The following is a 23,702-nucleotide window of genomic DNA, read 5'->3' as shown; positions in this document are numbered from 1 at the left end:
TAGGTAAATACGGCATGTTGAGGTTATAAAAATGCAAGATGGGTTTATTGAAATTGAGCTCGAAGAAGAGCCGATAGAATTGTGTAACCTTTTGAAAGTGCTCGACTTAGCAGAAACTGGCGGACATGCTAAGTTATTGATCACTGAAGGTTATGTAGCAGTCAACGATGAAATATGTACGCAAAAACGTAAAAAGATTTATTCAGGCGATATTCTGCATTTTGATGGTGATGAATTTCATTTAACCTTAGCACCTGATGCAACGCCGCAACCGCGAGCAGTCGCCACTCCACGCGCCGAAACGGCACCAATGCCGAGTAAGAAAAAACGACAAAAGTCAGGAAAATCTTACACACAAGTGGACAAAAATACAGGCCGAAAACCCATCTCCTTCGGCTAGCAATCCCAGACGCTGACGTATTTAATTACAAAAATGCTCACCTTTTTAGTGCACTGATGCCTCGCGAAAGTGCACTTCCCCCTTGAAAAAGTCCCCAATCAACACTAGGACTATAGCAGTACAAAAAAACGGCAAGTCTGCAACTGGTACATTCTATGCACCTTGTTTTGCATTTTTAGAACAAACCAATTCACTTAATTGGATGCTCTACTTCCCTCTTATATAGAGCAAATCTTAAGTGCAGTTGGTATAAGGAAAGGGTCAAGCATGAATAATTCATATAACACCCTGACTCAGCTTACCGTCGGCGAGCGTCAGGTCCATATTCACTCACTTCCAGCTTTAAGCGATAGAGCAAGAAGATTACCGTTTTCGCTTAAAATTTTATTAGAAAATTTACTGCGCCATGAAGATGGCAAAAACGTGACTGCACAAGACATCGATGCCTTACTCAACTGGAAGCCGGAAGATAAACCAAGTAAAGAAGTTGCTTTCACGCCCGCGCGCGTCGTGATGCAAGATTTTACAGGCGTACCAGCCATCGTGGATCTTGCTGCAATGCGTGACGCTATGGCAAAACTCGGTGGCGATCCAAATAAAATCAACCCTTTATCACCCGCTGAAATGGTCATAGACCACTCTGTACAAGTAGACGAATATGGCCACGATGGCGCCTTTGATCTTAATGCTAAGTTAGAGTACCAACGCAACAAAGAGCGCTATGAATTTTTGCGCTGGGGGCAAGGCGCGTTTGACAATCTAAAAGTGGTGCCACCCGCAACTGGGATCGTGCACCAAGTTAACCTAGAGTATTTAGCACGTGTCGTATTCGAAAAAGAAATCGACGGTATGCCATTCGCCTACCCTGATACGTTAGTGGGAACCGACTCTCATACCACAATGATCAACGGCCTTGGCATTTTAGGTTGGGGCGTAGGCGGCATTGAGGCCGAAGCCGCCATGCTGGGTCAGCCAATCTCACTGCTCATTCCTCAGGTCGTTGGTTTTAAACTGGAAGGACAGTTGCCTGAAGGCACAACCGCAACCGATCTGGTACTCACCGTGACACAAATGCTACGTGAACACGGCGTAGTGGGTAAGTTTGTCGAGTTCTTTGGCGATGGTTTAGCAGACTTACCACTTGCCGATCGTGCCACCATCGCCAACATGGCACCTGAATATGGGGCAACCTGCGGTATTTTCCCCATTGATAACGAGACCTTGGAATATCTACGACTAACCAATCGTGATGAAGAAAAAATTGCATTAATTGAAGGTTATGCCAAGCATCAAGGCATGTGGCGAGAACCTGGAGATGAACCACTTTACACCGACGTACTGACACTAGACTTAGCGACAGTGGTTCCGAGCCTTGCAGGTCCGAAGCGCCCACAAGATAGAATTCCTCTCAATGACGCAGGCAAAACAATTCAAGCCCATTTGGGTGAATTCCAGCATGAGCGCAGTGAAAAAAATGCCGTGTCAGATCAAGATGAAGCCCGCACTGTTGGTGAAGGCGGGACTTCTCGAGTTGATCAAGATGAGCCCGCAACGCTTGGCGTCGGTAAGGTTAGATTTAAAGATCAAGAGTTTGAGTTGGTCGATGGCGCCTGTGTTATTGCCGCCATCACAAGTTGCACAAACACCTCTAATCCAAGTGTTATTCTTGCCGCAGGCCTTGTTGCACAAAAAGCAAAGGCACTTGGCTTAAAACCTAAGCCTTGGGTGAAAACCTCATTGGCTCCTGGCTCAAAAGTAGTTACCGACTACCTCAAACAAGCCGACCTATTGGAACCACTTGCTAAACTAGGCTTTGATTTAGTGGGCTATGGTTGTACGACTTGTATCGGCAACTCAGGCCCTTTACCAAAAGAAATTAACGAAGCCATCGTTAAACATCAGCTTGTTGTCAGTTCCATCTTATCAGGAAACCGCAACTTTGAGGGGCGGATCCACCAAGATGTAAAAATGAACTTCCTTGCCTCGCCGCCACTTGTCGTTGCGTATGCACTTGCAGGTCGCACAGATATCGATGTCTACAATGAGCCATTGTGCCAAACCGATGATGGCCAAGATGTGTTCTTAAAAGACATTTGGCCATCGGTCTCTGAAGTCAGTGAACTTGTATCTCAGACAGTCACACAAGCTATGTTTGAGAAGAATTATGCAGACGTTTACCAAGGCGACCAACATTGGCAACAAATCGCGGTAAATCAGAGTGAGCGCTATGATTGGCAAGATAGCTCTACTTATATTCGAAAAGCCCCTTTCTTTGATGATATGAGTAAAGAGCCACCAGGGATCCCAAGAATCAAAGGCGCACGCTGTCTCGCTAAACTGGGCGACTCAGTGACGACTGACCACATTTCTCCAGCAGGTAATATTAAAGCTTCGGCACCAGCTGGGGAGTATTTACAAGCGCAAGGAGTGAAGCAAGCTGATTTTAACTCTTATGGTTCGCGTCGTGGTAACCACGAAATCATGATGCGAGGTACGTTTGCAAACGTACGCTTACGCAATCAATTGGCTCCAGGTACCGAGGGTGGTATTACTCGCCTGTTACCTGAGGGCGAACTTATGAGTATTTTCGATGCGGCAGAGCAATATCAGCAGCGCAATACGCCACTCGTTGTACTCGCGGGCAGTGAGTACGGCACGGGTTCATCACGAGACTGGGCTGCTAAAGGGTCTCTACTACTTGGGATTAAAGCCGTACTTGCTAAAAGCTACGAACGTATTCACCGTTCGAACCTCATTGGTATGGGAGTGTTGCCGCTACAATTTAAACCGGATGATGGCCACGAAGAGCTGGGATTAACTGGCGAAGAAGAGTTTGAAATTGAAGGGATATACGACACATCAACCGAAGTGATAGTCACGGCAACAAATGCAGATGGCAAAGAAATCAAGTTTTCGGCGGATATCCGGATCGATACCCCTAAAGAGTGGGAGTACTACCAACACGGCGGTATTTTGCAGTATGTATTGAGGCAAATGTTATAGGTCTCTTTTGGTAATACTTTAATGGAAAAGACGGCACCGGCCGTCTTTTTTAAAACCTGCGAGTGTAAATCAGCGTAATGGTATTGATACCACCATCATCAAACGCACTGCCAATACCAAACTTCAGCGCCGATTGTGAACTAAACCAATAATCGGTCTGTAATTCCACTACGGATTGGTCAAAATCATCTTCACGTAATCGAGCTGATGCAGAGATCTGCCAATTCTTAGCCAAATAATAGCCAGCATGGATCTGCCAAAAGTCGATATCTGCTGCGACTTTTTGCATTTTTACATCCCATCCAACGCCATTATCAATCTCTGTATAACGAAAAAATGGCGCTATTGCCGTTTCTGTATCTCGTTCATCCACTCCGTAGTTATCAAATTCTGAACGCTCACCGATGAACGTAACCCCAAGCTGCATGTTCTCACTAACAAAACGTCCCACTTGTACCAGCGCTATCGTATCTCGCGTCGCAGTAAAAAGTGCAGAGTCATCTCTAAATTGAGTTACATCTACAGCAACTCGCCAGTCTCGTCCAATAAAGAATTCCGCATCAGCTTGGTAAAGATGCCAATCATCATTTTTAAAACCACCTACAGAGAAGTTGTTACTTTTTTGCAGGTACCCCTGTAAACCATAGGGTGTGCCATCATTCTTTAACTCAGTAAGATAGTGTCGATACTGAACACCTAAGAATCCATCCTCAATCTCTAAAAACTCTCCGAAGCCAACACTTACTTCGTGAGAGTTAGCTATACTGAAGCCTGAATAAAATAACAGTCCTATCAGCGATAATGCTTTCATACTTTCCCCTTTATGTTAATGAAACGATTGTAACTATGAAAAAAAATCGCCATAGTAAAAAAATGTAAGCATATGTATTCAAAAGAGAGACAAGTATGGCAATCTGGTTCAAACCCGTAAGTGTAGAGTTATGCAAAAAGCTGGAAGATGGCATGACGGGTAAAGGTACGCTCATGAAAACGTTAGGAATAGAAATCAGCGAGGTGGGTGACGATTACTTGGTTGCGACTATGCCTGCCATTCCTGAGCACCATAATCCCATGGGTATGGTCCATGGCGGCGCAAACGTTGCTTTAGCGGAAACCGTTGCTAGTTACGCAGCAAACTTTGTTGTAGATACTGAACAATTCTACTGTGTTGGGCAAGAGATCAATGCGAATCACTTAAAAGCATCAAGAACAGGCATACTCACAGCCATTGCTAAGCCTGTACATCTCGGTAAACGTTCATCTGTTTGGGAGATCCGCATCACTAACAGTCGCAATGAACTATGCTGCATTTCCAGAATGACCGCCGCCGTAGTATCACGCTAAAACTTGATCTATCACAACTACAAAAAACCAAACCCACCTCATTATTATTGCAACACACAAAATAGTGAGGTGGTACTGTGTCAACTCAAAAGCTTTGGCCTCTGCATATGCTCATTGTGGTGGGATTGATTTTAATTTTCACAGGCCACACCATGTTAACGAGCGACTGGCTGAATGATCTTGGTCCGAGCGGTTTTATAATTGGTGCGAGCTGTGTCGCGCTCGGCCTTATTTGTTCTTTACCAACTAAAATATATCTGACCATTTTACTAATGCGTCGAGAGCACCGAGATTAACGCATACCAGCTTGATATTGGGTTGATTTTACTGCACCCTGAGCGTCTAGGTTTATGAAGGTACTTAGTTTGTGGAAAAGGTCGACACCCTAATTATTGGCGCTGGCGTTGTAGGCTTAGCGATAGCAGCAAAACTCAGCCAGAGCCGCAGCGTTATTGTTATCGATAAAGAATCTCGTGTAGGTGAGCATACGAGTAGCCGTAATAGTGAAGTGATCCATGCCGGCATTTACTACCCTTATGGTAGCTTAAAGCACCAGCTCTGCGTGCGAGGAAAAGCACTCCTTTACACACACTGTGAACAGCTAAACATCCCCTTTCAGCGACTCGGTAAATTCATTGTTGCGACAACCGAAGAGGAAGCGCAAAGCCTAGAACAAATTAAGACGCGTGCCCATGCTAACTCAGTCACGGATCTTGACTTTGCTTCATCCAAGACTATCAAGCAACAGCTCAGCTATTTGAAAATACATAGCGCACTATTCTCTCCCTCCACCGGCATTGTAGACAGCCACCAATTTATGCTGTCACTCATCGCTGAGGTAGAAAGTAATGGGGGGATTGTTGCGACGCAAAGTGAGTTTATGCACGCACAGCAATTAGGCAGTGATTTTATTGTTGCGTTGCGCTGCGATGGCGAGCAGTTCGAAATGGGCTGTAGCCAGCTGATAAACAGCGCTGGGCTGAACGCCCCCGATGTACTCAATAAAATTACCGGTGATAGCGACAAAGCCATCGCCTATTATTGTCGCGGCCGTTACTATCGCTATCAAGGTAAGCACCCTTTTCAACAGCTCATCTATCCTCTACCTAACACGCATGGATTGGGCGTACACGCGACATTAGATTTAGCAGGGCAACTCAAGTTTGGCCCTGATACCGACTATATTGAAAACATTGATTATCAGTTTGATGACTCCCAAAAAGCGCGCTTTGTCACCGCAATAAAGCGATACTGGCCGACTCTGGATGAGAATAGACTGACAGCGGATTACACTGGGATAAGACCCAAATTAAGCAAAGAAAAGCAAAGTGACTTTGTAATTCAGTTCGAGGCAACCCATGGAATATCAGGCTTTGTTAACTTAATGGCGATTGAGTCACCGGGATTGACCGCAAGTCTCGCCATTGCAGAATATATTGAACAACGACTTTAGCGCTGGTTTTCCTCCAGTGCCTTTTCAAGCTGTTTCGTTCTATCATCCATCAGCTGCTGAATGTTTTTCGCATCTTCCATCACCTGTTTTACCGCTTTTGGATTTAATGCCGTTGGTAATGCCGAAGCAGCTTCTTTACTTACGGCTTGCTCTGGCTGTTTATTCAGAATGCTTGTGTCTTCGGCTGCTATCACGGTAATTTTGCGCTCGTCTAATTGATAGTGCTGCGACTCGCCGTTTGGATTGGGTTTATCAGAGTAATGCCATTGTCCTTTGGCGTCCTGCCAACGATACACTTGCACCCCAGATGTAGATTGCTGAGTGTCGTCACTCACAAGCTCCTTCGTGTGGGTTTTCACTTTATCAAGCGCTGTCACACCTTGAACCGTTAATTCTGTTACCTGCTGCTCAACCTTGTTGGTCAACGAATTTACATTTAACCATGGCTTGCCATCAGGACGCTTCAATACAAACAAACTGGCTAACGCCACCAGCATTATCATAATCATCAAGTAACTTGCGGCTTTCATCTTCATACTCTGACTTTCCTTAGAGCCCATACTTTAACAGTATCTGCTTAAATTGCTCCGTTTTTTTAAAGTCAGCATAAAAGTGATTGAAGTCATCACACAATTTTTTCGCTCTTTGAGTGCGACCAAACTGCAATTGTAACGGCGCCACATCCGAAACGCCGCGCACGCTGATAGTACTTTTTAATACTGGATATTTCAGCTGTAACCAACGCAGTGTTGGTTCGCCAACAATAGAAAAAGCGAGACTTTTGTCACTTCCGCCTGCAAGCACGGATAAGATATCAAACTCTGAGTAGTAGTCTTTGCGCTGCAGCAAATTACTGTCAAAATACGGCTCTAACTGAGGATAGGTGTAACCAAATCGACCTAAAAATAGATGCTCATTTAAGCCGTTGACATCAAATTGTTCAGCCTGCTTGTGTGTAACAAAGACATCTTCAATTGTGTAAATTGGCGCGCTCCAACACATTTGCATTGTGCCACGATACCAATGTTCAGACTCCATCCGCACATCAACATTTCCTCGCTCGATTTCTACAGACGAACGCTTTTCTGGATACACAGGGTAATTTGGTTGGTAATGATATTGTGCTGCAAACAGCTCGAAAATATCGATAAGCACACCCTGCTCTTGGGCATGTTCGATAATAAAGGGAGGATAATACTGCACTGCAAAGTTGATAAACGTTTTGCTTTCTTCCGCGGTTTTAGCGTAGCCAGCAAGAGACAAGGTACAACAAAGTAGCAATAATAACATCGTCTTTGGAAAGTAGATCAAAGCCACCTCCAAGACCTTGAACAAATAATAGACTAAGTATGACCGATCGCTGGGAATTTCCAAGTCAAAAAACCAGCCACACTCAAATCTACTAAATATACATTGCGGATCTAAATACCATCACCATCAATATGCAACCCACACTCACGATTTAGACCGAAGAAACGTGTTTCTTCCTCTGTCATGCCAGGTTCAAGCTTACGAGTAGTGTGAACATCCCCCATAGAAACATAGCCTTGCTCCCAGAGCGGGTGATAAGGCAAATCAAACTTTGTAAGATATTGATAAACACCACGATTATGCCAGTCAATAATAGGGTAAAACTTGACCGTGCCGCGACTGAGCTCAACGATTGGCTTATCCGCACGCGTTGAAGACTGTTGGCGACGTAAGCCACTGAACCAAGTGCCTGCGCTAAGTTCACGTAACGCTTGAGTCATCGGCTCAACTTTGTTTAGCGTATTGTATTTTTTAATCCCTTCTTCGCCTTGCTCCCATAACTTACCATACACCGCCTCTTGCCAAGCAGGACTCTGCTTAGCACGATATATCTTAAGATTGAGTGCCAAACGCTCTGACAGTGATTCTATAAATTGATACGTCTCAGGAAACAAATAGCCCGTATCAGTAAGTACCACGGGAATATCAGGCTGCTGCTGAGTCAAAAGATGTAACATAACCGCAGCTTGAATACCGAAACTAGAAGACAAAAAGTGAGTATCCGGTAAGTTTTCCAGTGCCCAAGCCACTCTCTGCTCGGCAGTTTTATCACTCAGTAGGGCATTAGCATCCGCGAGTAGCATCTGCTGAGTTGCACTGTCCAGAGTCAATATTTGCTTAAAATCACTCATTTTCTCATCCAATGGGCAGCGTAGCTGCCCGTTCTAAATCAAGCGTGGAAATCAGTTTTTGACACTTTTACTTCCGCAACGATTTCTTTGCGGATGACATAGTCACCAAAACATTCACCTTCGTTGCGCTCACCGACCCACTGACCAATCAACTCATCTAGCGCTGGCAGGAAGACGTCTTCGCCAACATTCTCCAAGTACAGCTTAGGAATGCGAGTACCAGCACGGTTACCACCTAAATACATATTGTATTTACCTGGTCCTTTACCCACGAATCCAACCTCAGCTAGCATCGCTCGGCCACAGCCGTTAGGGCAGCCAACTACACGAAGGATAATATTCTCTTCAGCAACCTCATGCTTGGCGAGCAGCTCTTCTACCTTTGTCACAAGCTCAGGTAAATAGCGCTCCGCCTCAGCCATCGCAAGTGGACACGTCGGTAGCGATACACACGCCATCGAGTTTTTGCGCTGTTCTGAATGTTTGCTATCTATCAAACCATGCTCGCGGGCAATTTGTTCGATTTGCGCTTTATCCTCAGCTGCAACTCCAGCAATAATTAAGTTTTGGTTTGCAGTCATGCGGAAATCCCCTTTGTGGATCTCTGCAATTTTGCGACAACCTGTTTTAAGTGGTTTATCTGGGAAATCTAAAATACGGCCATTTTCGATAAACACCGTTAAGTGATGCTTACCATCAATACCTTCAACCCAACCAAAGCGGTCGCCACGGTGAGTGAATTCATAAGGACGGCTTGGCTCAAACGTCATACCGGCACGGTTTTCAACTTCCGCTTTAAACGCCTCAGTGCCAAATGTATCTAGCGTATATTTAGTTTTTGCATTTTTACGGTTTACTCGGTTACCCCAGTCACGTTGCACAGAAACCACATGCTCAGCAACGGCAAGTGTATGCTCAAGCGGAATAAAGCCAAGGTCATCTGCTTTACGTGGATAGGTATTAACGTCACCATGGGTCATCGCCAAACCACCACCCACAAGCACGTTAAAGCCAACTAGCTTGCCTTCATCTGCGATAGCAACAAAGTTAAGGTCATTGGCATGCACATCGACTTCATTGTTTGGCGGAATAGTAACGGTGGTTTTGAACTTACGTGGTAAATACGTATCGCCCAAAATCGGCTCTGCCGTTGTCTCGGTTTTTTCACCGTTCAACCAGATTTCAGCGTAAGCTTTGGTTTTGGGTAGCAAGTGCTCTGAAATTTTAGCCGCCCACTCGTATGCTTCTTGGTGTAACTCGGATTCAACCGGGTTAGTTGTACACAACACGTTGCGGTTTACATCACCCGCCGTCGCAATAGAATCGATACCTACGCTATTCAGCAGCTGGTGCATCCCTTTGATGTTTGGCTTCAATACACCGTGGAACTGGAAAGTTTGACGCGTTGTCAGACGAATGCTGCCATACATGGTTTTATCCGCTGCAAACTCATCAATCGCCAACCACTGATGTGGTTTTATGATACCGCCAGGCATACGAGCTCGAAGCATCACGTTATGCAGTGGCTCAAGGCGTTGCTTAGTACGCTCTGGGCGGATATCGCGGTCATCTTGCTGATACATACCGTGGAAACGGATCAATTGGAAGTTATCCGCAGTAAAGCCACCGGTTAGTTGATCGGTCAGATCCGTTGAAATTGTGCCACGTAAGTGGGCACTTTGTGACTTCAAACGCTCATTATCAGAAAACTTTGCGTTTGCATCGAGCTTACTATTCGGTTTGATTTCAGAGTTGCTCATTGTCTTTCCTACATTAAAATTGGCTGACGGTATAACAAGACGCGTTAGTAAACGTCTTTCTGATAACGGTTTGCGCTACGCAATGCTTTAAGATATTGCTCAGCTTGTTCATCATCTTTCCCTCCATGGGTTTTAATGATGTCGATAAGTGCTTGGTGTACATCTTTGGCCATTCTGCTAGCGTCACCACAGACATAAAAATGAGCGCCCTTTTCAAGCCATGCAAATACAGCTTCGCCCTTCTCGCGCAGTCTATCTTGCACGTAAATCTTTTCTGCCTGATCACGGCTAAATGCCAAATCTACATGTGTTAATAAACCCGACTTTACATACTTTTGAATTTCTACTTGATAAAGGAAATCTTCCGTAAAGTGTGGATTACCAAAGAACAGCCAGTTTTCACCCTCAGCGTCACGCGCCTCACGTTCTTGCAAGAAGGCTCTGAACGGTGCGATACCTGTACCTGGACCAACCATGATCACAGGTGTGGCATTGTCGACAGGTAATCTAAAGTTATCGTTGTGCTCACTGAATACTTTCACTTTCGTGCCTTCTTCAGCACGATTCGCTAAATAACCTGAGCAGCCGCCAAAATGCTTTTCACCAAAGGTATCAAATTCAACTAAACCTACGGTTAAATGCACCTCTTCTTCCACCTCAGCTTGGCTTGACGCGATAGAGTACAGGCGCGCTTGTAATTTGCGGCAGCAATCAACTAGTGCTTGCGCCTCAATGTTGGCAGGGTTTTGCTTTATCACATCGAAGATTTGGCGTTCTTCAATATAAGCACGCAATGCCGCTTTATCGTTTGCAAGTGCGCTTAGTTCCTCATTCCCAGTTGCAATCGCATACTTTTCAACAAAGCCAGGATACGACTGTGTTAGTTCAAGATGTTCAATTAACGCCGTTTCTAATGAAACCGAGAGTTCACCTATTTTTACAGTTTGTGCTTTGTCGAGTTTTAAGACATCGATCACCGCCGCCACTTCTTGTGGGTCATTTAAGAAATACAAGCCAAGTGAATCACCCGGCTGATAAGTGATATCAGAGCCTTCAAGGGAAATTTCAATGTGACGCACATCTTTACTTGAGTTTCTGCCAGTGATCTTTTGTACCACACTCAGCTCAGCCGCAAATGGGTTTTGCTTTGTATATTGGCTCGCTGCGGCCTGAGGAGCACCAAACGGCATGCTGATAACATTACCACCACCCGCTTGCTGCTGAGCTTTAAGCGCAGGCTCCAACGCATCTAGCGCCAGTGCGATCCACGCCTCGGCTTCAGCTTCATAATCCACATCTAAGTCAGCACGCGGCACAGCAATTTCAGCGCCAAGGGCAGCCAACCGCGCTTCAAAATCCTTTGCTGTTTGGCAGAAGAATTCATAACTTGAATCACCAAGGCCAATCACAGCTTGCTTTACACCTTCCAGTTTAGGCGCCTTCTTACCAGCTAAGAATTCATGCAATGCTTCTGCATCTTCTGGTGGCTCACCCTCACCGTAAGTAGAGACAGCAATCACTAAGAACTTCTCTTTCTTCAGGTTGGCAGGTTTGTAGTCAGCCATATTGACCAACTTAGTCGTCAAGCCACGCGCTTCCGCCTGAGCTTTAATTTGGTTTGCAACCCCTTTTGCGTTACCAGTTTGTGAACCAAATAAAATAGTCAGAGGTGCAGACTCGTCAGCGCCCGCTGTTGCTTGTCCAGCAATACCTGATAATGCAGCTGAATTTGCGGTTGCAGCTAAATAGCCACTTACCCATGCCTGTTGGATTGGATTTAACTCTCCAACTAAGCCTTGTAGTTTTTGCAGTTGTTCATGTGTCAGCGGACTTGCTGCAGCATTAAGTTGACTTAACAACATCATGGATCCCCGTACCCAAAAGGTTTTGCTTGCTCATTGCATAACTGGCTCGCACAGAGCGTAGCCTACTTTTATTAGCGTGAAGCATACGTGGCAAATTGAGAGATCAAAAAGAATAGAATCTGCTTTTATATTCCTTTTAGTTATTGAAGATTGAAAAGTCCAAAGAAAACAGATTAAAAGAAGTTCGATATTTAACCGTTAAAAAGTTTAACATTGCCGTAACAGTTTTGATGCAAAATCAAACTGTCATACACAGACAAATCAATAATACAGATAATCATAATAATGAGACTAAAAATGAAACACGGGAAATATATAAACCTAATACTCAGTTCTTATTGCTCAATACTCAGCTTAAGCGCTGCTGCAGAAGTTACAAATGGCAGTTTCGAGAGCTGGAGCGGTCAAGTCCCTAGTGGATGGACGACGATAGACTCGGGCATCACACTTAGCTCGGTTACGACACCAATAAAAGACGGTAATCTTGCCGCTGCGGTGCAGGTAACTACTGCAACACAAAGTAGCACAGACTTACAACAGCAAGTAAACGTTGAAGCAGGTAAAAGCTATCAATTTAGCACTTGGGTCTATCACACGGAAGGTGGCGTCAAAGCACGATTAGTGGTGGACGGCTATCATGGTTATTCAGATCAGTTCAATGTCGGGCAGTGGCAACAACTTAGCTATACCTATACCGCAACTGCAACCACTGCGATTAATGTTGGCTTACGTTTTTACGATGGCAGTGGTTTTGACGGTAATGAAACTGTCTACGTTGACGGCTTTGGTCCAACTTCTACCACACCAGAGCCGCCTCAGAGCTGTCAAAATAATAGTGTCACTCTCGCTTTGATGACCGATAATTATGGTAGCGAAACGAGCTGGCAAATCACTAATACAGCAAACACAACAGTTGCTAGTGGTAGTGGCTATAGCAATAATCAATCGGTAAATGAAAACTTATGTCTTAACGACGGTAGTTATACCTTTACGATTTTAGACAGCTATGGCGACGGAATTTGTTGCACCAATGGTAATGGCCAGTATACCTTAACGCACGCTGGTACAACGCTCGCTTCCGGCGGCCAGTTCAGCAATCGTCAAGATCATACCTTTACGCTTGGCACAACCACGCCTCCCCCTTCAGGTGATGGTTACTATGCCTCTGCTGCTGGACTGAGCGGTTATGCACTGAAAACAGAATTACACCAGATTATTCGTAACCACCAATCACAAGGATATTCTGCTATTTGGAGCTTTATCGATCAGAACGAGCGCGACCGCTATTTTGAAAAAGATAACAGTATATTAGATCGCTACTCTGAAAAGCCAACGGCAAATGATAGTGTTACTTATGTCTCTACCGGATCACAATGCGGCAGTTACAGCGGCGAGGGCGATTGCTATAATCGTGAACACTCATTCCCTAAATCTTGGTTTGGTGGCCAAGTAGAACCGATGAATTCAGATATCCATCATATTTTTGCTTCCGATGGTTATGTAAATTCTAAGCGCAGTAACTATCCATTTGGTGAAGTAGGGAGCGCTTCTTATACCTCAAGTAATGGTAGTCGCTTAGGTTCAGCATCTGGTATTAACTACAGCGGTACCGTATTTGAGCCTATTGATAGTTTCAAAGGAGATTTTGCTCGTGCCTACTTCTATATGGCAACGCGTTATCAAGATGTGATTGCAAATTGGCAAAATAATACCAGCTACAGCAATGCGGTACTCAATGGCACACAACAGCAAGTCTTCGAAACTTGGGTCGTCAACATGCTAAAAAGATGGCATAACGAAGATCCTGTCGATGCCCTAGAGCAAGCGCGCAACCAAGCGGCTTATGAATTTCAGGGTAACCGAAATCCATTTGTAGACCATCCAGAGTTTGTCGAAGCAATTTGGTAACTATAAATAAAAAAGGCCAATAACTGGCCTTTTTCAATAACATCATTTTGGCTAATATTTAGCGAGGGTTAATTGTAAGTGGCTCAATCGTCACTTTCGCATTACCACTTGCGCCCATATGCCCGTTGTAAGTTTGTCCTTCAAACAAGGTGTAAAACACATCAACGTAGTCATCATCGTTAGTAAACCAATGGCTTGGCATCGCTTTGATCAATTGATTCGTCAGTTGCGGGATAATCGCATAGCCTTGAACATTAGGATCAGGAATAGCGCGCATCACTTGCGTCACAATATCCAAAAGTGTTGTTGCTAATTCTTGATAGTTAGTATTGTCGTCTTGCTCCATCAGCAATAAATCTGCCGCTTGCCAACGATATCGCTCCCAGTGAATGATAATTTGATTAGGCGTATAGTCCGTACCATCGTGGTCCAAATATGGCATGTCCACAATATCTAAAACGGGCTCATCTCGGGATGGGTTGACGCCTGTTACAATGCCGTAAACTTCCGCAGCCCCAGATACCCAAGGCTCTTCATCGTCATTTAGTCTGATTTTCTTCAATACACTGGTTGAGATCGGCTCAGCATCATCGTTGCTCTGCACAGCGGTTGATGGCATTGCTAAGCCTTGCTTGGCAAACACTTGCTTCATTACCTGAATGCCTTCTTGTTTTACCTTATCACTATCAAGTTCAACGATTAGCACGGGTCGCTCTGGCATTGTATGTGCGTCAAGTAAATGCAATTGACCTTGCTCATCAAAGGCCTCGACATATTGCCAGTGCTTATCATCACCTTTAGGCGCAAAAGCAATTAATGGCGCTTCACCTTGTTGCCACTTTGTTAGCATTTCGCTAGAAGCAATACGCAGCTGATATAGATTAGAGCTATAGTCAGTCAGGCCTTTTAACGAGCGAGTGTACTGGCTCGCTTCTGTCATGAGCTGCTTAGTTGACCCCTGAACTTGTAGCTGCTCCAGTGAAACTGCATCCTGATACTGGCTAAGTTGAGTTTGAACTTGGGGGCCTACGTGATTAAGTGATAGCGCTAATTTTTTCGCAATTTGCTTCTTTATATCAGTAACTTGAACTGGTGCAGCGTTAAATTTATCAAGCTGCTTAAGTGAACTGTAGGTATTAAGATTAACCTTGCCTGCCGCAGAACTTGCGAAAGACATTCCGCCGAGCATGGCTATCATTAGGGTAGAGAGGGTTACATGTTGTTTCATCTTGCGTTCCTAGAAATAATCCGTGTTATGGAATAAACAAGATAAAACAACAAAAACAAATTATCAATACATTAACATAGTTAACATATAAAACAATTTAATCTAGCTTTTAGAGTTTTTATTCTTCTACTGGGTAGATAGTAATTTCTATACCGGCACCTATTGCAGAGATCCTAAGCAACGTATCGGCCTGTAGTGCTTGCGAAAAGCACTTGGGTGACTTGCCTGAGTTAAAGCCAATATCAAAAGTTCGCTTAGTACAACCTAGCCATTGCTTAAGTGCCGCTTTAGAGCAAGACTCAATTAACTCACACAGTTGGTTAATCGCTTTGTCAGGGGTTAATTCATTGGTATTTGCTTCGATGCGAGCCAATTGACGATAGTCATCTTGATCGTAATGCAGCACGATAGCATTTTTCTTTAAATCCGAAACTAGCGCACTAATATCCTGCTTTGACTCCAGTTCCAAATCGACATTTAAAAATTGAATTTCAGACATGTATTAAAAGCTACCTTGTAAAGCTAAATCGAGTAATGACTTATTTATCAGTGTGATAAGGACATTACTTATTGGACAATGCGACAATTTGTCACATTCTAAGCACCGTGCGTTATAGTTATCATACTCACGAACAACTAGAATAACATATTGTGATGATTAAAAAACTGCTAAAACCCGCACGTAAACTCCACAAGTACCTTGGCTATTTGCTGTTTTTACAGATCTTTGCTTGGCTATTAGGCGGGTTAGTCATGAGCGCGATCCCATTGGAAAAGATCCATGGTAAACACTTAGCGCATAGAAGCTTAGACAACCCCTTTCCCACTACCGCGTACCAAGCTGATCTCAATCAGTTAGTACAAAGCACGGTGCAAGTGCGCCAAATCCAGTTCGGCCATTTTCTCGATACTCCCATCATCAAACTTAACCAAGATGAGCAGCTTATTTTCAACGGGATAACAGGCGCACCTTTTACCACTCCAAATCAACAGCAAATAATACAGCAGGCCAACCAACACCTATTAATTGCAGCGGATGTGAGCGAAATTGAACGACTTGCCAAAGCCCCCAGAGAAGCAGGTTACAAGGAAGATGTTTGGCGAGTCGAGTATAACGATATCTTCTCCACTACCCTGTATCTTAGCGCAACCAGCGGTGAAGTTGTGACGGTTCGTAGCACGCTGTGGCGCATCTTTGATTTTTTTTGGATGTTACACATTATGGATTACGACGAACGTGAGGATTTTAATAACCCCTTGCTCATTTCCTTCGCCGCTACGAGTGTGCTCTTTTGTCTAACAGGGATATTGTTATTATTGCAATCTCCACCTTGGCGAAAACGTCGCCCTACACTGAATAAATAAAGGGGTTTACCGTATACGCTTGTTGGTATTGATGATTTTTTTGATATAGTGACATTCCCTGTATTCCACCATTTGGTGAGAGGTTATGTCACGATATTGCTATATCTTAGCGCTTAGCTTATTTGTATTAACAGCTAACGCTCAAGAATTCACGTCTTTCTCAAAAGCAAAGAAATATTTATCACAACAAGTTACCGACAATACCCGTACGCTTTATTGTAATTGTAATATCAAAAAGCAAGGCAAAAAGCTGGTCCCAGATCCCGCAAGTTGTGGTTATACCCCGAGGTTACCTTACACTCGCAACGGCAAAGAAAACGCCCGTGCTCAGCGCATTGAGTGGGAGCATATCGTGCCCGCGTGGGAATTTGGACATCAGTTGCAGTGCTGGCAAGATGGGGGCAGAAAGCACTGCCGTAAAGTCAGTGAACAATTTAGGAGAATGGAAGCAGATATTCACAATCTTGCTCCAGCGATTGGTGAAATCAATGGGGATCGGTCTAATTTCCGTTTTGGCATGTTACCTAGTACTGAAGCAAATTATGGTGCATGTCCAGTCAAGATAGACTTTAAATTACGCCGAATTGAACCTCCAGAATATGCAAGAAAACGCATCGCTGAGGCGTATTTTTATATGGAAAAAACCTACGGGCTAAATATCTCCTCACAGCAGCGGAAATTATTCACGGCTTGGCAGAAACAGTGATTGCGAGATAACCCAAGCAGTGCTAGTTTTTAGTCATACAACTAAAACAGGAACGTGAATACGATGCAACGTATTACTCTAGTTTTCGCATCAACAGCAATGACCTTGTTATTAACCGCTTGTGGTGGCGGTGGCAGCGATTCATTAGGCACCGACAACCCTGGTAATAACACGGGACAAACCGAGCCGCCAACTTGGACGTTTAATCAATTTCCTGCGTCAAGTCAGTTTATTAACTATTGCGCCTCGCCAAGAACGGGTACTGACAAATATAACAACAACCAACCTTATCCCGATAAGGTTGGTACGGCGATGCATGAAAAAATGTGGCTCCGCTCTTTTACTAACGAAACCTACCTTTGGTACGACGAAGTACTAGATAACGACCCAACACAATTCGATACCGTTATTGATTACTTCGAGCAATTAAAAACAAACCAAACGACGGCGTCGGGTAATGCCAAAGATCAATTTCATTTCTACGAATCTTATGAAAGCTTCCAAAAAGAAGCGCAATCGGGTGTTACAACCGGTTATGGCATTCGTTGGGCGGCCATATCCACATCACCACCACGTAATTTTACTGTCGCCGCAGTAGAGCCTAATTCACCAGCCGCGAATGCAGGGATCGTACGTGGAGATAAGATCCTCTCGATAGATGGCGTCGACTTTATCTCAAGTGATAATACCGCTGCACTGAATGCTGGCCTATCACCAGAGCAAAGCGAGCCCCATCATTTTGTATTTGAAGATAAAGCTGGTAACGACAAATCAGTCACCCTGACTTCAGTCGATATTGAAACCTCACCGGTGCAAAATGCTAAAGTCATTAGCTATGGCGGCAAGCAGGTTGGGTATGTGCAGTTCAATCAATTTATTCCAACAGCGCAAGAAGGATTAATTGAAGCCTTTAATCTATTTAAAACACAACAAATAGACGACTTGGTACTCGACATGCGTTACAACGGTGGTGGTCGCGTCATTATGGCAGCGCAACTAGGCTATATGGTTGCGGGCAACAGCAGCCTAAACAAAACCTTCACTTATAGCACCTTAAATGACAAGCGTACTGCTGAAGAAGAACGAACAGAGTTTGAGTCTAGAGCGATTAACTGGGCTGAAAACAAGTTTACAACCACCTCTTTACCTACGGTAACTTTACCTAGAGTTTATATCCTCTCAACACGAGGCACGGCCTCTGCCAGTGAAAATGTAATTAATGGCCTGCGCGGCATTGATGTTGAAGTCTTTTTGATCGGTGGTACCACTCGAGGCAAGCCCTACGGCTTCGTGCCCGCGCAAAACTGCGGCACGGTTTACTATACCATCCAATTTGGTTCAGAAAATGCGAAGGGCTTTGATGCATATGCCGATGGCTTTACCCCTTCAGGAGCGTCAAGCAGCGGTGAAATTGGCCTAAGTGCACAAGTGCCAGGTTGTATTGTCGCTGATGACTTCTCAGCACCGCTTGGCAGTCAGGAGGAAGATCTTTTCGCCGCAGCACTGACACATATAGATACCGGTCGTTGCCCAAATGTAGCGCAATTTGCGCCTACCGCTCAGCCACAGTATCAAAATAAGGAGCATGCGGTTACGCTCCCAGTCTATCCACTACGGGAAAATGCAATTTTAATGAAGCCTAAGGAGCCGCAATAATGGCGCTGCTAAAAGCGGTGAAAATCACCGCTTTGGCTTTATTGCTGCAAGCGTGCAATAGCGCGCCTGCAGCAACTTCGGTTAATGAAGCTGTACTCTCGGCTTCTTCGCCCGAAGTGTTATCACAACTCAAGCAAGCCATAGTAAAACTCAAAGGCGGTGTACCACCGACGCTCGCAAGTACCGTTTTTCTACGTAGTCCAACACTACTGCTTGAGCATGGGCAAAGCCTTGATGGTAATGGCAGTCCAATTTTAGGCGCCCATAATCTCGCTTATGAAAGTTTCATCTTGCAGCTTCGTGACACCCAGTGTGTGCTCTACTATCCGAAAAAAGATACTTATGTCGTGCTCAGTAAAGTTAGCTGCAAAAAGCTGGAAAAATAACGCCAGCCGTAATTCTCTTAACCTCAGTTCAGGTTAGCAAAATGGCGCTTTAACACGTCACATAATGCCTGTACTTTGGCCGTTCGGTGAACCAGTACATGGGTAACTAGCCAAACTTGGCTTAACCATTTTAACTCATCACGCAACACTGGCTGTAAATCTGGGTAACGCTTTGCTACATCGTGCTGTAGCCCACCAATACCTAAACCATTAACAATGGCACGTGACGCATCTGACGTTTCAGATACCCTAAGCGTCACTTGTGTCTCAGGGATATGTTCATCTACCCAAGCGAAATATGGCACTCTTGCATTAAATCCGGCCACACCAGAGACAAAGTAATGCGCCTGTAACGCTTCAAGTGTTTTAGGGATCCCCATACGCTTGATATAGCTTGAAGACGCATACAAACCTGCTTCTAAAGTATTTAGATGCTGCACTATGTAGTCGGGCTCATCGGGCTTTGGTCCTGCCCTCACCGCAACATGCGCCTGTCCGTGATCTAAGCGTAAACGCTTTTGGTCGAGAATGACTTCAAGTTGGACCTGTGGGTGTAATTGCTGAAAAGTCAAACAAGGCTCCGACAGCATATCCATAAAACCACTGACCGTTGTCACCAAAAGCTTACCTCTAAGCTGGCTGTCCGAAGCAACAATAGAAGTACTCAACTCCATCAAGCGCTCGTCTATTTGACTCGCCGTCGCAAGTAACTTTTCTCCTGCCTGTGTTACCTGATAACCTCGGGCATGACGGTGAAATAACCGCGTTCCCAGTGCTTCTTCTAAGCTATTTATTCGCCTAAGTACCGTGCTGTGGTGGATCTCTAAATGCTCTGCTGCCGCTGATAAGGTACCAAGCTTGGCAACCGTATAAGCGACCTTAAGATCCTGCCAATCTGTGAATTTATCCATAACTACCTCTGTGCATATATGCACACAAGCTTTGCGTTTATTTCGGTTTTGTGCAAGTAAAATTTTGCTACTATCACTTTAACGAAACAAAATAAGGTATCAGCAAGATGACTACAGCAAAAATTATCGCACTAGCAGGCAGTTTAAGAAAAGACAGCTACAACCAATTACTCATCCAAGCCGCAGCAAACTTTGCACTAGAAAGTGGCGCAGAAGTAGAAGTGATCAAGTTACAAGATTTAGATATTCCAATGTTCGATGAGGATCTTGAAGCACAAGGCACACCAAAAGGTGCTCAACTTTTAAAAGACAAGCTACGCGATGCCGATGGTATTCTATTAGCAAGTCCAGAATACAACGGCTCCTTCACTGCGGTGCTCAAGAACGCAATAGATTGGGCATCTAGAACAGAACAAGGTGCAGTGCCAGCATTTAGAAACAAAGTAGTGGCACTCTATGCAGCCTCACCAGGCGGCTTAGGTGGATTACGTGGCCTAAACCATGTCCGCGATGTGCTATCTGGCATTGGCAGTTTAGTACTCGCAGACCAATTGGCTGTACCTAGCGCATTTAATGTATTTGATGATCAAGGTAAAATTAAAGACCCAGAACTTGCTGAAAAAGTATCAAGCCTCGCTCTGCAACTGGTGTCAGTTGCAAGTAAGCTAAAATAACTTTCAATCTCTCGTTCATATCTTGCTATGGACGCTTAGCTCATGCACACTAAGCGTCCAAAGCGAATTAGAGGCGCAATATCAGCCTTGTAATAATGGATACGAATAACGGGAGTCAGCTTTGCAAAGCACTCAGAGTCACCTATTTACCCCCTACCTCTCACACCATTTTCATTGCATTCAGTTTGATCCTGACAGCTTTGGCGCGCTTTCCTTTGAACAGCAAAATATCCTCCAGCCCGCTTCTCTTGATAAAGCGGTAGCGAAAAGGCGAGCCGAGTTTTTAGCAGGACGGATATGTGCCAAGGCTTGCCTAGCGCAATTTGGACAAGGTGACTTTACACTGCGTAACGGCTCCGATCGGGCGCCTATCTGGCCTGCAAATATTGTTGCCAGTATCACGCATACTCGAGGGATCGCGGCTGCGATTGCTACTGATGATATCGCCGTGAAAGGCTTAGGCATTGATATCGAAAGAGATATGAAACCGAAGCAGGAAGTCGAACTACAACGGCAAATCTTACATCCTGAAGAAGCTGAAATTTTTGCGCTTTTTGGCGAGCAAGTGCACTGTCCGTTGACCGTTATTTTCTCGGCCAAAGAAAGCATATTTAAGGCACTTTATAGCACGGTGCAAAAGTTCTTTGGCTTTGATGCCGTCAAGCTGACTCAGTTTGATGACAAGAAACTTATTTTCACTTTGATGGAAACGCTACACAAGGATTTAGGCGAAGGAAAACAAGTGGAAGTATATTACCAATGTAAAGACGCTTTAGTGCTGACCGAATGTGAATACATCACACAGTAAACTCATGCCTATTTGACTTAATACTTACTCAACTTGAAGGAGTAAACCTGACCCTAACTGGGTTAAAAACTTCTCATTTAGAACTAAAAAACGCCCACTTGGGGCGTTTAATCTGAAGTTTGGATAAAGATTCACTTAGCCGTTTTCCAAAGCCAACTTACTGAAACACAACATTTTCACTGCCAGCAGCCGCTTTAAAGCGCGCTATCAGCTTTTCACAGTCCTGTAAGATCTCTGCTTCTAGGCGCTCTTCAGCACGCCAACGCTGGCTATCCATTTTGAAAATCTCTTTTTTAGAATACTTCTTACGCGCGTCATGAGTTGGCATTTCTTTGACTTCATCATACATCTGATAAACACCTGGATAACTCTGTTGTAAGTCAACTTCCTCGTCAAAGCTATATTGCGAGATGAGTACCCAAACTCGTAAACACCCTTCAGAATATTCACATTGTTTTTCCTTCATCGCACGCGCGATCAAGTTAACGCTATCCGCAATTTTTCCATTGCGCTGCTGCCGTGACTTTTCAAGCTCAGCAGCCTTTTGCTCGCGATGTTTGGCAATCTGCTCTTTTTGCACCTTCAGTTGCCATAGTAATTTACCCGCGTAAAACGCCAGTCCAGCAATAATCAGGGCACCAATAATGATTGCGATGATCCATGCAGTATTCATTACTTATCATCTTCCTCAAAGTCGTCGTCTAGCCATTCATTTGCTAGATCATTACTCATAAACTGATCCATTGGATCATCTTCTAGCATATCGCCTTCTTCAAACTCATCATCAATTCCTAAGATCTCACATAGCTCCTGATGACGTGCAATTCCGCGATTGAAGTATTTCGCATCTTTACCTGTTAGCAGTTCACCGCGTTCATGGCGTTCAAGTAGCGCCATCAAGCGTTCATCATTTTCTAACTGCTCAAGCTCTTGCTCTGGAGTTAACGTCTCTACGGCTGTAGTTAACTTAACTTGCGGCTGTAGATGGCGCTTCATCTCTGGCTGTGTATTCGACTTAGTCGGTTGTGGCTCAGCAACCAAAGAAATGGGCTTTTTGCTACCAACACGCGGATCTTTATTGGTCGTCGTGTTTGATTGCTCTTTCACTAGGATCTCTGGTGCATTTCTAGAACCCGGCTTTTTACCCTTGGTTTTTTTGCTACGCTGCTCTTTGAGTGCACGTAATGCTTGGAGCTTTTCTTTACTCAGCCTTGGTGTTCCATTGGCTGCAACTTTACGTGTCTTTTTCTTTCTGCTCATAATTGGTTATCCAAAATTCTCGCGTTAACTACGCTTGGTGAGAATGATGACATCATTCCCAATAAATTCTAATTCACAATCCTGCTGCGCGGCAAAATACACAAAGCTTTCCCGGCTAAAAAATGAAATATGCGTTAGGTCATTTTTATAGTGCCAATTCGCAAAGCGTGCTTTATCAATGACGAGCTTAGTCATCAATGCCAGCGGCTTTCCCACATTTAAGCATGCTAACAATTGCGTTAATACTTTTGCAGGTTCTGCTAAATGTTCCACCACTTCTGTACTGACGATAAAGTCGTACTGACGAGTAAGTACACTGGCATCATTAGCATAGTACAGGTCAAACAAAGCCACCTGATGCCCTGCTTCCTCAAGCATTTTCGCAAGCAGCGGGCCAGGCCCACAGCCAAAATCTAAGCCATGGCTTGGTGTCGCCAAACGTGCCAACAGTGGAGCCGCCACTCGTGCTAGAAAGCGACGATAGCCTTCATCGGCCAGATCGTTTTCATGGCTATCATAAATGGCCTTTTCTTGAGCTGGTGTTAATCTCGACTTGGGATCAACCATCACCAACTGGCAGGTTTGACATTGCCAGTACAGTCGATACTTGTCTTGATGGTAGGCTTCAAGCTGATTACCTTGGCACAGGCCACAACTGAATAGAGTTGAATCTTGCAATGGTCAACAGTGATTGCTTAATAAGGCGGCTATTGTATCAGGTATAATAGAGGCAACCAAATAAAAAGGCGGCAGAGATCACTCTCTACCGCCTACTAATCTGAGCGTCACAACTGGACACTTCTCCCTTCGACT

The 23,702-nt window shown here is 44.5% G+C and carries 24 protein-coding genes; 12 read left to right on the top strand and 12 right to left on the bottom strand.

Annotated elements, in window-relative coordinates; translation table 11 throughout:
• Window positions 1–31: 31 nt before the first annotated feature.
• Window positions 32–400, top strand: coding sequence for an RNA-binding S4 domain-containing protein (locus CTT31_RS01525; RefSeq protein ID WP_088529661.1), 369 nt, complete (start codon window positions 32–34; stop codon window positions 398–400).
• Window positions 401–667: 267 nt separating this feature from the next.
• On the top strand, window positions 668–3,403 hold the full coding sequence (gene acnA / locus CTT31_RS01520; RefSeq protein ID WP_260491824.1) for an aconitate hydratase AcnA: 2,736 nt from the start codon (window positions 668–670) through the stop codon (window positions 3,401–3,403).
• 49 nt (window positions 3,404–3,452) lie between these two features.
• Here the strand turns inward: acnA and CTT31_RS01515 are convergent, their stop codons facing one another.
• Complete coding sequence (locus tag CTT31_RS01515) at window positions 3,453–4,214, bottom strand: hypothetical protein (RefSeq protein WP_260491823.1); 762 nt, start codon at window positions 4,212–4,214, stop codon at window positions 3,453–3,455.
• Between the two features lie 95 nt (window positions 4,215–4,309).
• Here CTT31_RS01515 and CTT31_RS01510 point away from each other — a divergent pair, with 95 nt between their 5' ends.
• The 3 genes from CTT31_RS01510 to CTT31_RS01500 all read left to right on the top strand — a co-directional run bounded on the left by CTT31_RS01510 (window position 4,310) and on the right by CTT31_RS01500 (window position 6,200).
• On the top strand, window positions 4,310–4,747 hold the full coding sequence (locus CTT31_RS01510) for a PaaI family thioesterase (RefSeq protein WP_010376255.1): 438 nt from the start codon (window positions 4,310–4,312) through the stop codon (window positions 4,745–4,747).
• A 77-nt stretch (window positions 4,748–4,824) separates the two neighbouring features.
• Window positions 4,825–5,043, top strand: coding sequence for a hypothetical protein (locus tag CTT31_RS01505; protein WP_039494584.1), 219 nt, complete (start codon window positions 4,825–4,827; stop codon window positions 5,041–5,043).
• 71 nt (window positions 5,044–5,114) lie between these two features.
• Complete coding sequence (locus CTT31_RS01500) at window positions 5,115–6,200, top strand: NAD(P)/FAD-dependent oxidoreductase (protein WP_260491822.1); 1,086 nt, start codon at window positions 5,115–5,117, stop codon at window positions 6,198–6,200.
• On the opposite strand, the gene CTT31_RS01495 is transcribed toward CTT31_RS01500, so the two are convergent.
• The 5 genes from CTT31_RS01495 to CTT31_RS01475 all read right to left on the bottom strand — a co-directional run bounded on the left by CTT31_RS01495 (window position 6,197) and on the right by CTT31_RS01475 (window position 11,984).
• The gene (locus CTT31_RS01495) at window positions 6,197–6,736 is read right to left on the bottom strand and encodes a DUF4124 domain-containing protein (protein ID WP_039494586.1); all 540 of its coding nucleotides are present in this window, start codon (window positions 6,734–6,736) and stop codon (window positions 6,197–6,199) included. The two genes, CTT31_RS01500 and CTT31_RS01495, sit on opposite strands and share 4 nt — an antisense overlap.
• Window positions 6,737–6,749: 13 nt before the next feature.
• Window positions 6,750–7,517: an amino acid ABC transporter substrate-binding protein gene (locus tag CTT31_RS01490; RefSeq protein WP_240701580.1), complete on the bottom strand. Its 768-nt coding sequence runs from the start codon at window positions 7,515–7,517 to the stop codon at window positions 6,750–6,752.
• Window positions 7,518–7,621: 104 nt separating this feature from the next.
• Window positions 7,622–8,362, bottom strand: a complete 741-nt coding sequence (locus tag CTT31_RS01485; protein WP_260491821.1) for a phosphoadenylyl-sulfate reductase — start codon at window positions 8,360–8,362, stop codon at window positions 7,622–7,624.
• Window positions 8,363–8,400: 38 nt separating this feature from the next.
• Window positions 8,401–10,122 (bottom strand): assimilatory sulfite reductase (NADPH) hemoprotein subunit, encoded by a 1,722-nt coding sequence (cysI, locus tag CTT31_RS01480; protein WP_211859089.1) that lies wholly within the window; start codon window positions 10,120–10,122, stop codon window positions 8,401–8,403.
• Window positions 10,123–10,166: 44 nt separating this feature from the next.
• Window positions 10,167–11,984, bottom strand: a complete 1,818-nt coding sequence (locus tag CTT31_RS01475) for an assimilatory sulfite reductase (NADPH) flavoprotein subunit (RefSeq protein ID WP_260492390.1) — start codon at window positions 11,982–11,984, stop codon at window positions 10,167–10,169.
• Between the two features lie 300 nt (window positions 11,985–12,284).
• On the opposite strand from CTT31_RS01475, the gene CTT31_RS01470 reads away from it, so the two are divergent.
• Entirely contained in the window at window positions 12,285–13,895 is a 1,611-nt protein-coding gene (locus CTT31_RS01470) for an endonuclease (RefSeq protein WP_045990439.1), read from the top strand.
• Window positions 13,896–13,953: 58 nt separating this feature from the next.
• Here CTT31_RS01470 and CTT31_RS01465 read toward each other — a convergent pair whose 3' ends face one another.
• Window positions 13,954–15,123, bottom strand: coding sequence for a DUF3103 domain-containing protein (locus CTT31_RS01465; RefSeq protein WP_260491820.1), 1,170 nt, complete (start codon window positions 15,121–15,123; stop codon window positions 13,954–13,956).
• A gap of 118 nt (window positions 15,124–15,241) precedes the next feature.
• Window positions 15,242–15,622: a hypothetical protein gene (locus CTT31_RS01460; RefSeq protein ID WP_010376275.1), complete on the bottom strand. Its 381-nt coding sequence runs from the start codon at window positions 15,620–15,622 to the stop codon at window positions 15,242–15,244.
• A gap of 155 nt (window positions 15,623–15,777) precedes the next feature.
• Between CTT31_RS01460 and CTT31_RS01455 the strand changes: the two genes are divergently transcribed.
• The 4 genes from CTT31_RS01455 (at window position 15,778) to CTT31_RS01440 (ending at window position 19,236) form a co-directional block, all read left to right on the top strand.
• Complete coding sequence (locus tag CTT31_RS01455; protein WP_260492389.1) at window positions 15,778–16,488, top strand: hypothetical protein; 711 nt, start codon at window positions 15,778–15,780, stop codon at window positions 16,486–16,488.
• A gap of 85 nt (window positions 16,489–16,573) precedes the next feature.
• Complete coding sequence (locus CTT31_RS01450; protein ID WP_260491819.1) at window positions 16,574–17,194, top strand: endonuclease; 621 nt, start codon at window positions 16,574–16,576, stop codon at window positions 17,192–17,194.
• Between the two features lie 63 nt (window positions 17,195–17,257).
• Window positions 17,258–18,850 (top strand): S41 family peptidase, encoded by a 1,593-nt coding sequence (locus tag CTT31_RS01445; protein ID WP_260491818.1) that lies wholly within the window; start codon window positions 17,258–17,260, stop codon window positions 18,848–18,850.
• Window positions 18,850–19,236, top strand: coding sequence for a hypothetical protein (locus tag CTT31_RS01440; RefSeq protein WP_211859084.1), 387 nt, complete (start codon window positions 18,850–18,852; stop codon window positions 19,234–19,236). Before CTT31_RS01445 ends, CTT31_RS01440 begins: the two co-directional genes overlap by 1 nt.
• Window positions 19,237–19,259: 23 nt before the next feature.
• Here CTT31_RS01440 and CTT31_RS01435 read toward each other — a convergent pair whose 3' ends face one another.
• Entirely contained in the window at window positions 19,260–20,147 is an 888-nt protein-coding gene (locus tag CTT31_RS01435) for a LysR family transcriptional regulator (RefSeq protein WP_010376285.1), read from the bottom strand.
• Between the two features lie 107 nt (window positions 20,148–20,254).
• On the opposite strand from CTT31_RS01435, the gene CTT31_RS01430 reads away from it, so the two are divergent.
• Window positions 20,255–20,821 (top strand): NADPH-dependent FMN reductase, encoded by a 567-nt coding sequence (locus CTT31_RS01430; RefSeq protein WP_010607787.1) that lies wholly within the window; start codon window positions 20,255–20,257, stop codon window positions 20,819–20,821.
• Between the two features lie 121 nt (window positions 20,822–20,942).
• Window positions 20,943–21,629 (top strand): 4'-phosphopantetheinyl transferase family protein, encoded by a 687-nt coding sequence (locus tag CTT31_RS01425; protein WP_260491817.1) that lies wholly within the window; start codon window positions 20,943–20,945, stop codon window positions 21,627–21,629.
• Between the two features lie 157 nt (window positions 21,630–21,786).
• On the opposite strand, the gene CTT31_RS01420 is transcribed toward CTT31_RS01425, so the two are convergent.
• Genes CTT31_RS01420 through CTT31_RS01410 form a run of 3 tightly spaced genes read right to left on the bottom strand, consistent with a single transcriptional unit; the run spans window position 21,787 to window position 23,567 of the window.
• Entirely contained in the window at window positions 21,787–22,302 is a 516-nt protein-coding gene (locus CTT31_RS01420; protein ID WP_010376294.1) for a DUF2489 domain-containing protein, read from the bottom strand.
• A complete protein-coding gene (yihI, locus tag CTT31_RS01415; protein ID WP_260491816.1) occupies window positions 22,302–22,889 on the bottom strand; it encodes a Der GTPase-activating protein YihI in 588 nt (195 codons plus the stop codon). Before yihI ends, CTT31_RS01420 begins: the two co-directional genes overlap by 1 nt.
• A gap of 24 nt (window positions 22,890–22,913) precedes the next feature.
• Window positions 22,914–23,567, bottom strand: coding sequence for a class I SAM-dependent methyltransferase (locus CTT31_RS01410; RefSeq protein ID WP_260491815.1), 654 nt, complete (start codon window positions 23,565–23,567; stop codon window positions 22,914–22,916).
• Window positions 23,568–23,702: the final 135 nt, after the last annotated feature.

Origin of the sequence: Pseudoalteromonas maricaloris (genome assembly GCF_024746855.1) — a bacterium.
Lineage (GTDB): Bacteria > Pseudomonadota > Gammaproteobacteria > Enterobacterales > Alteromonadaceae > Pseudoalteromonas > Pseudoalteromonas maricaloris.
The sequence above is the reverse complement of the archived record's forward strand: the minus strand, read 5'-3'. Positions and strand labels throughout refer to the sequence as shown.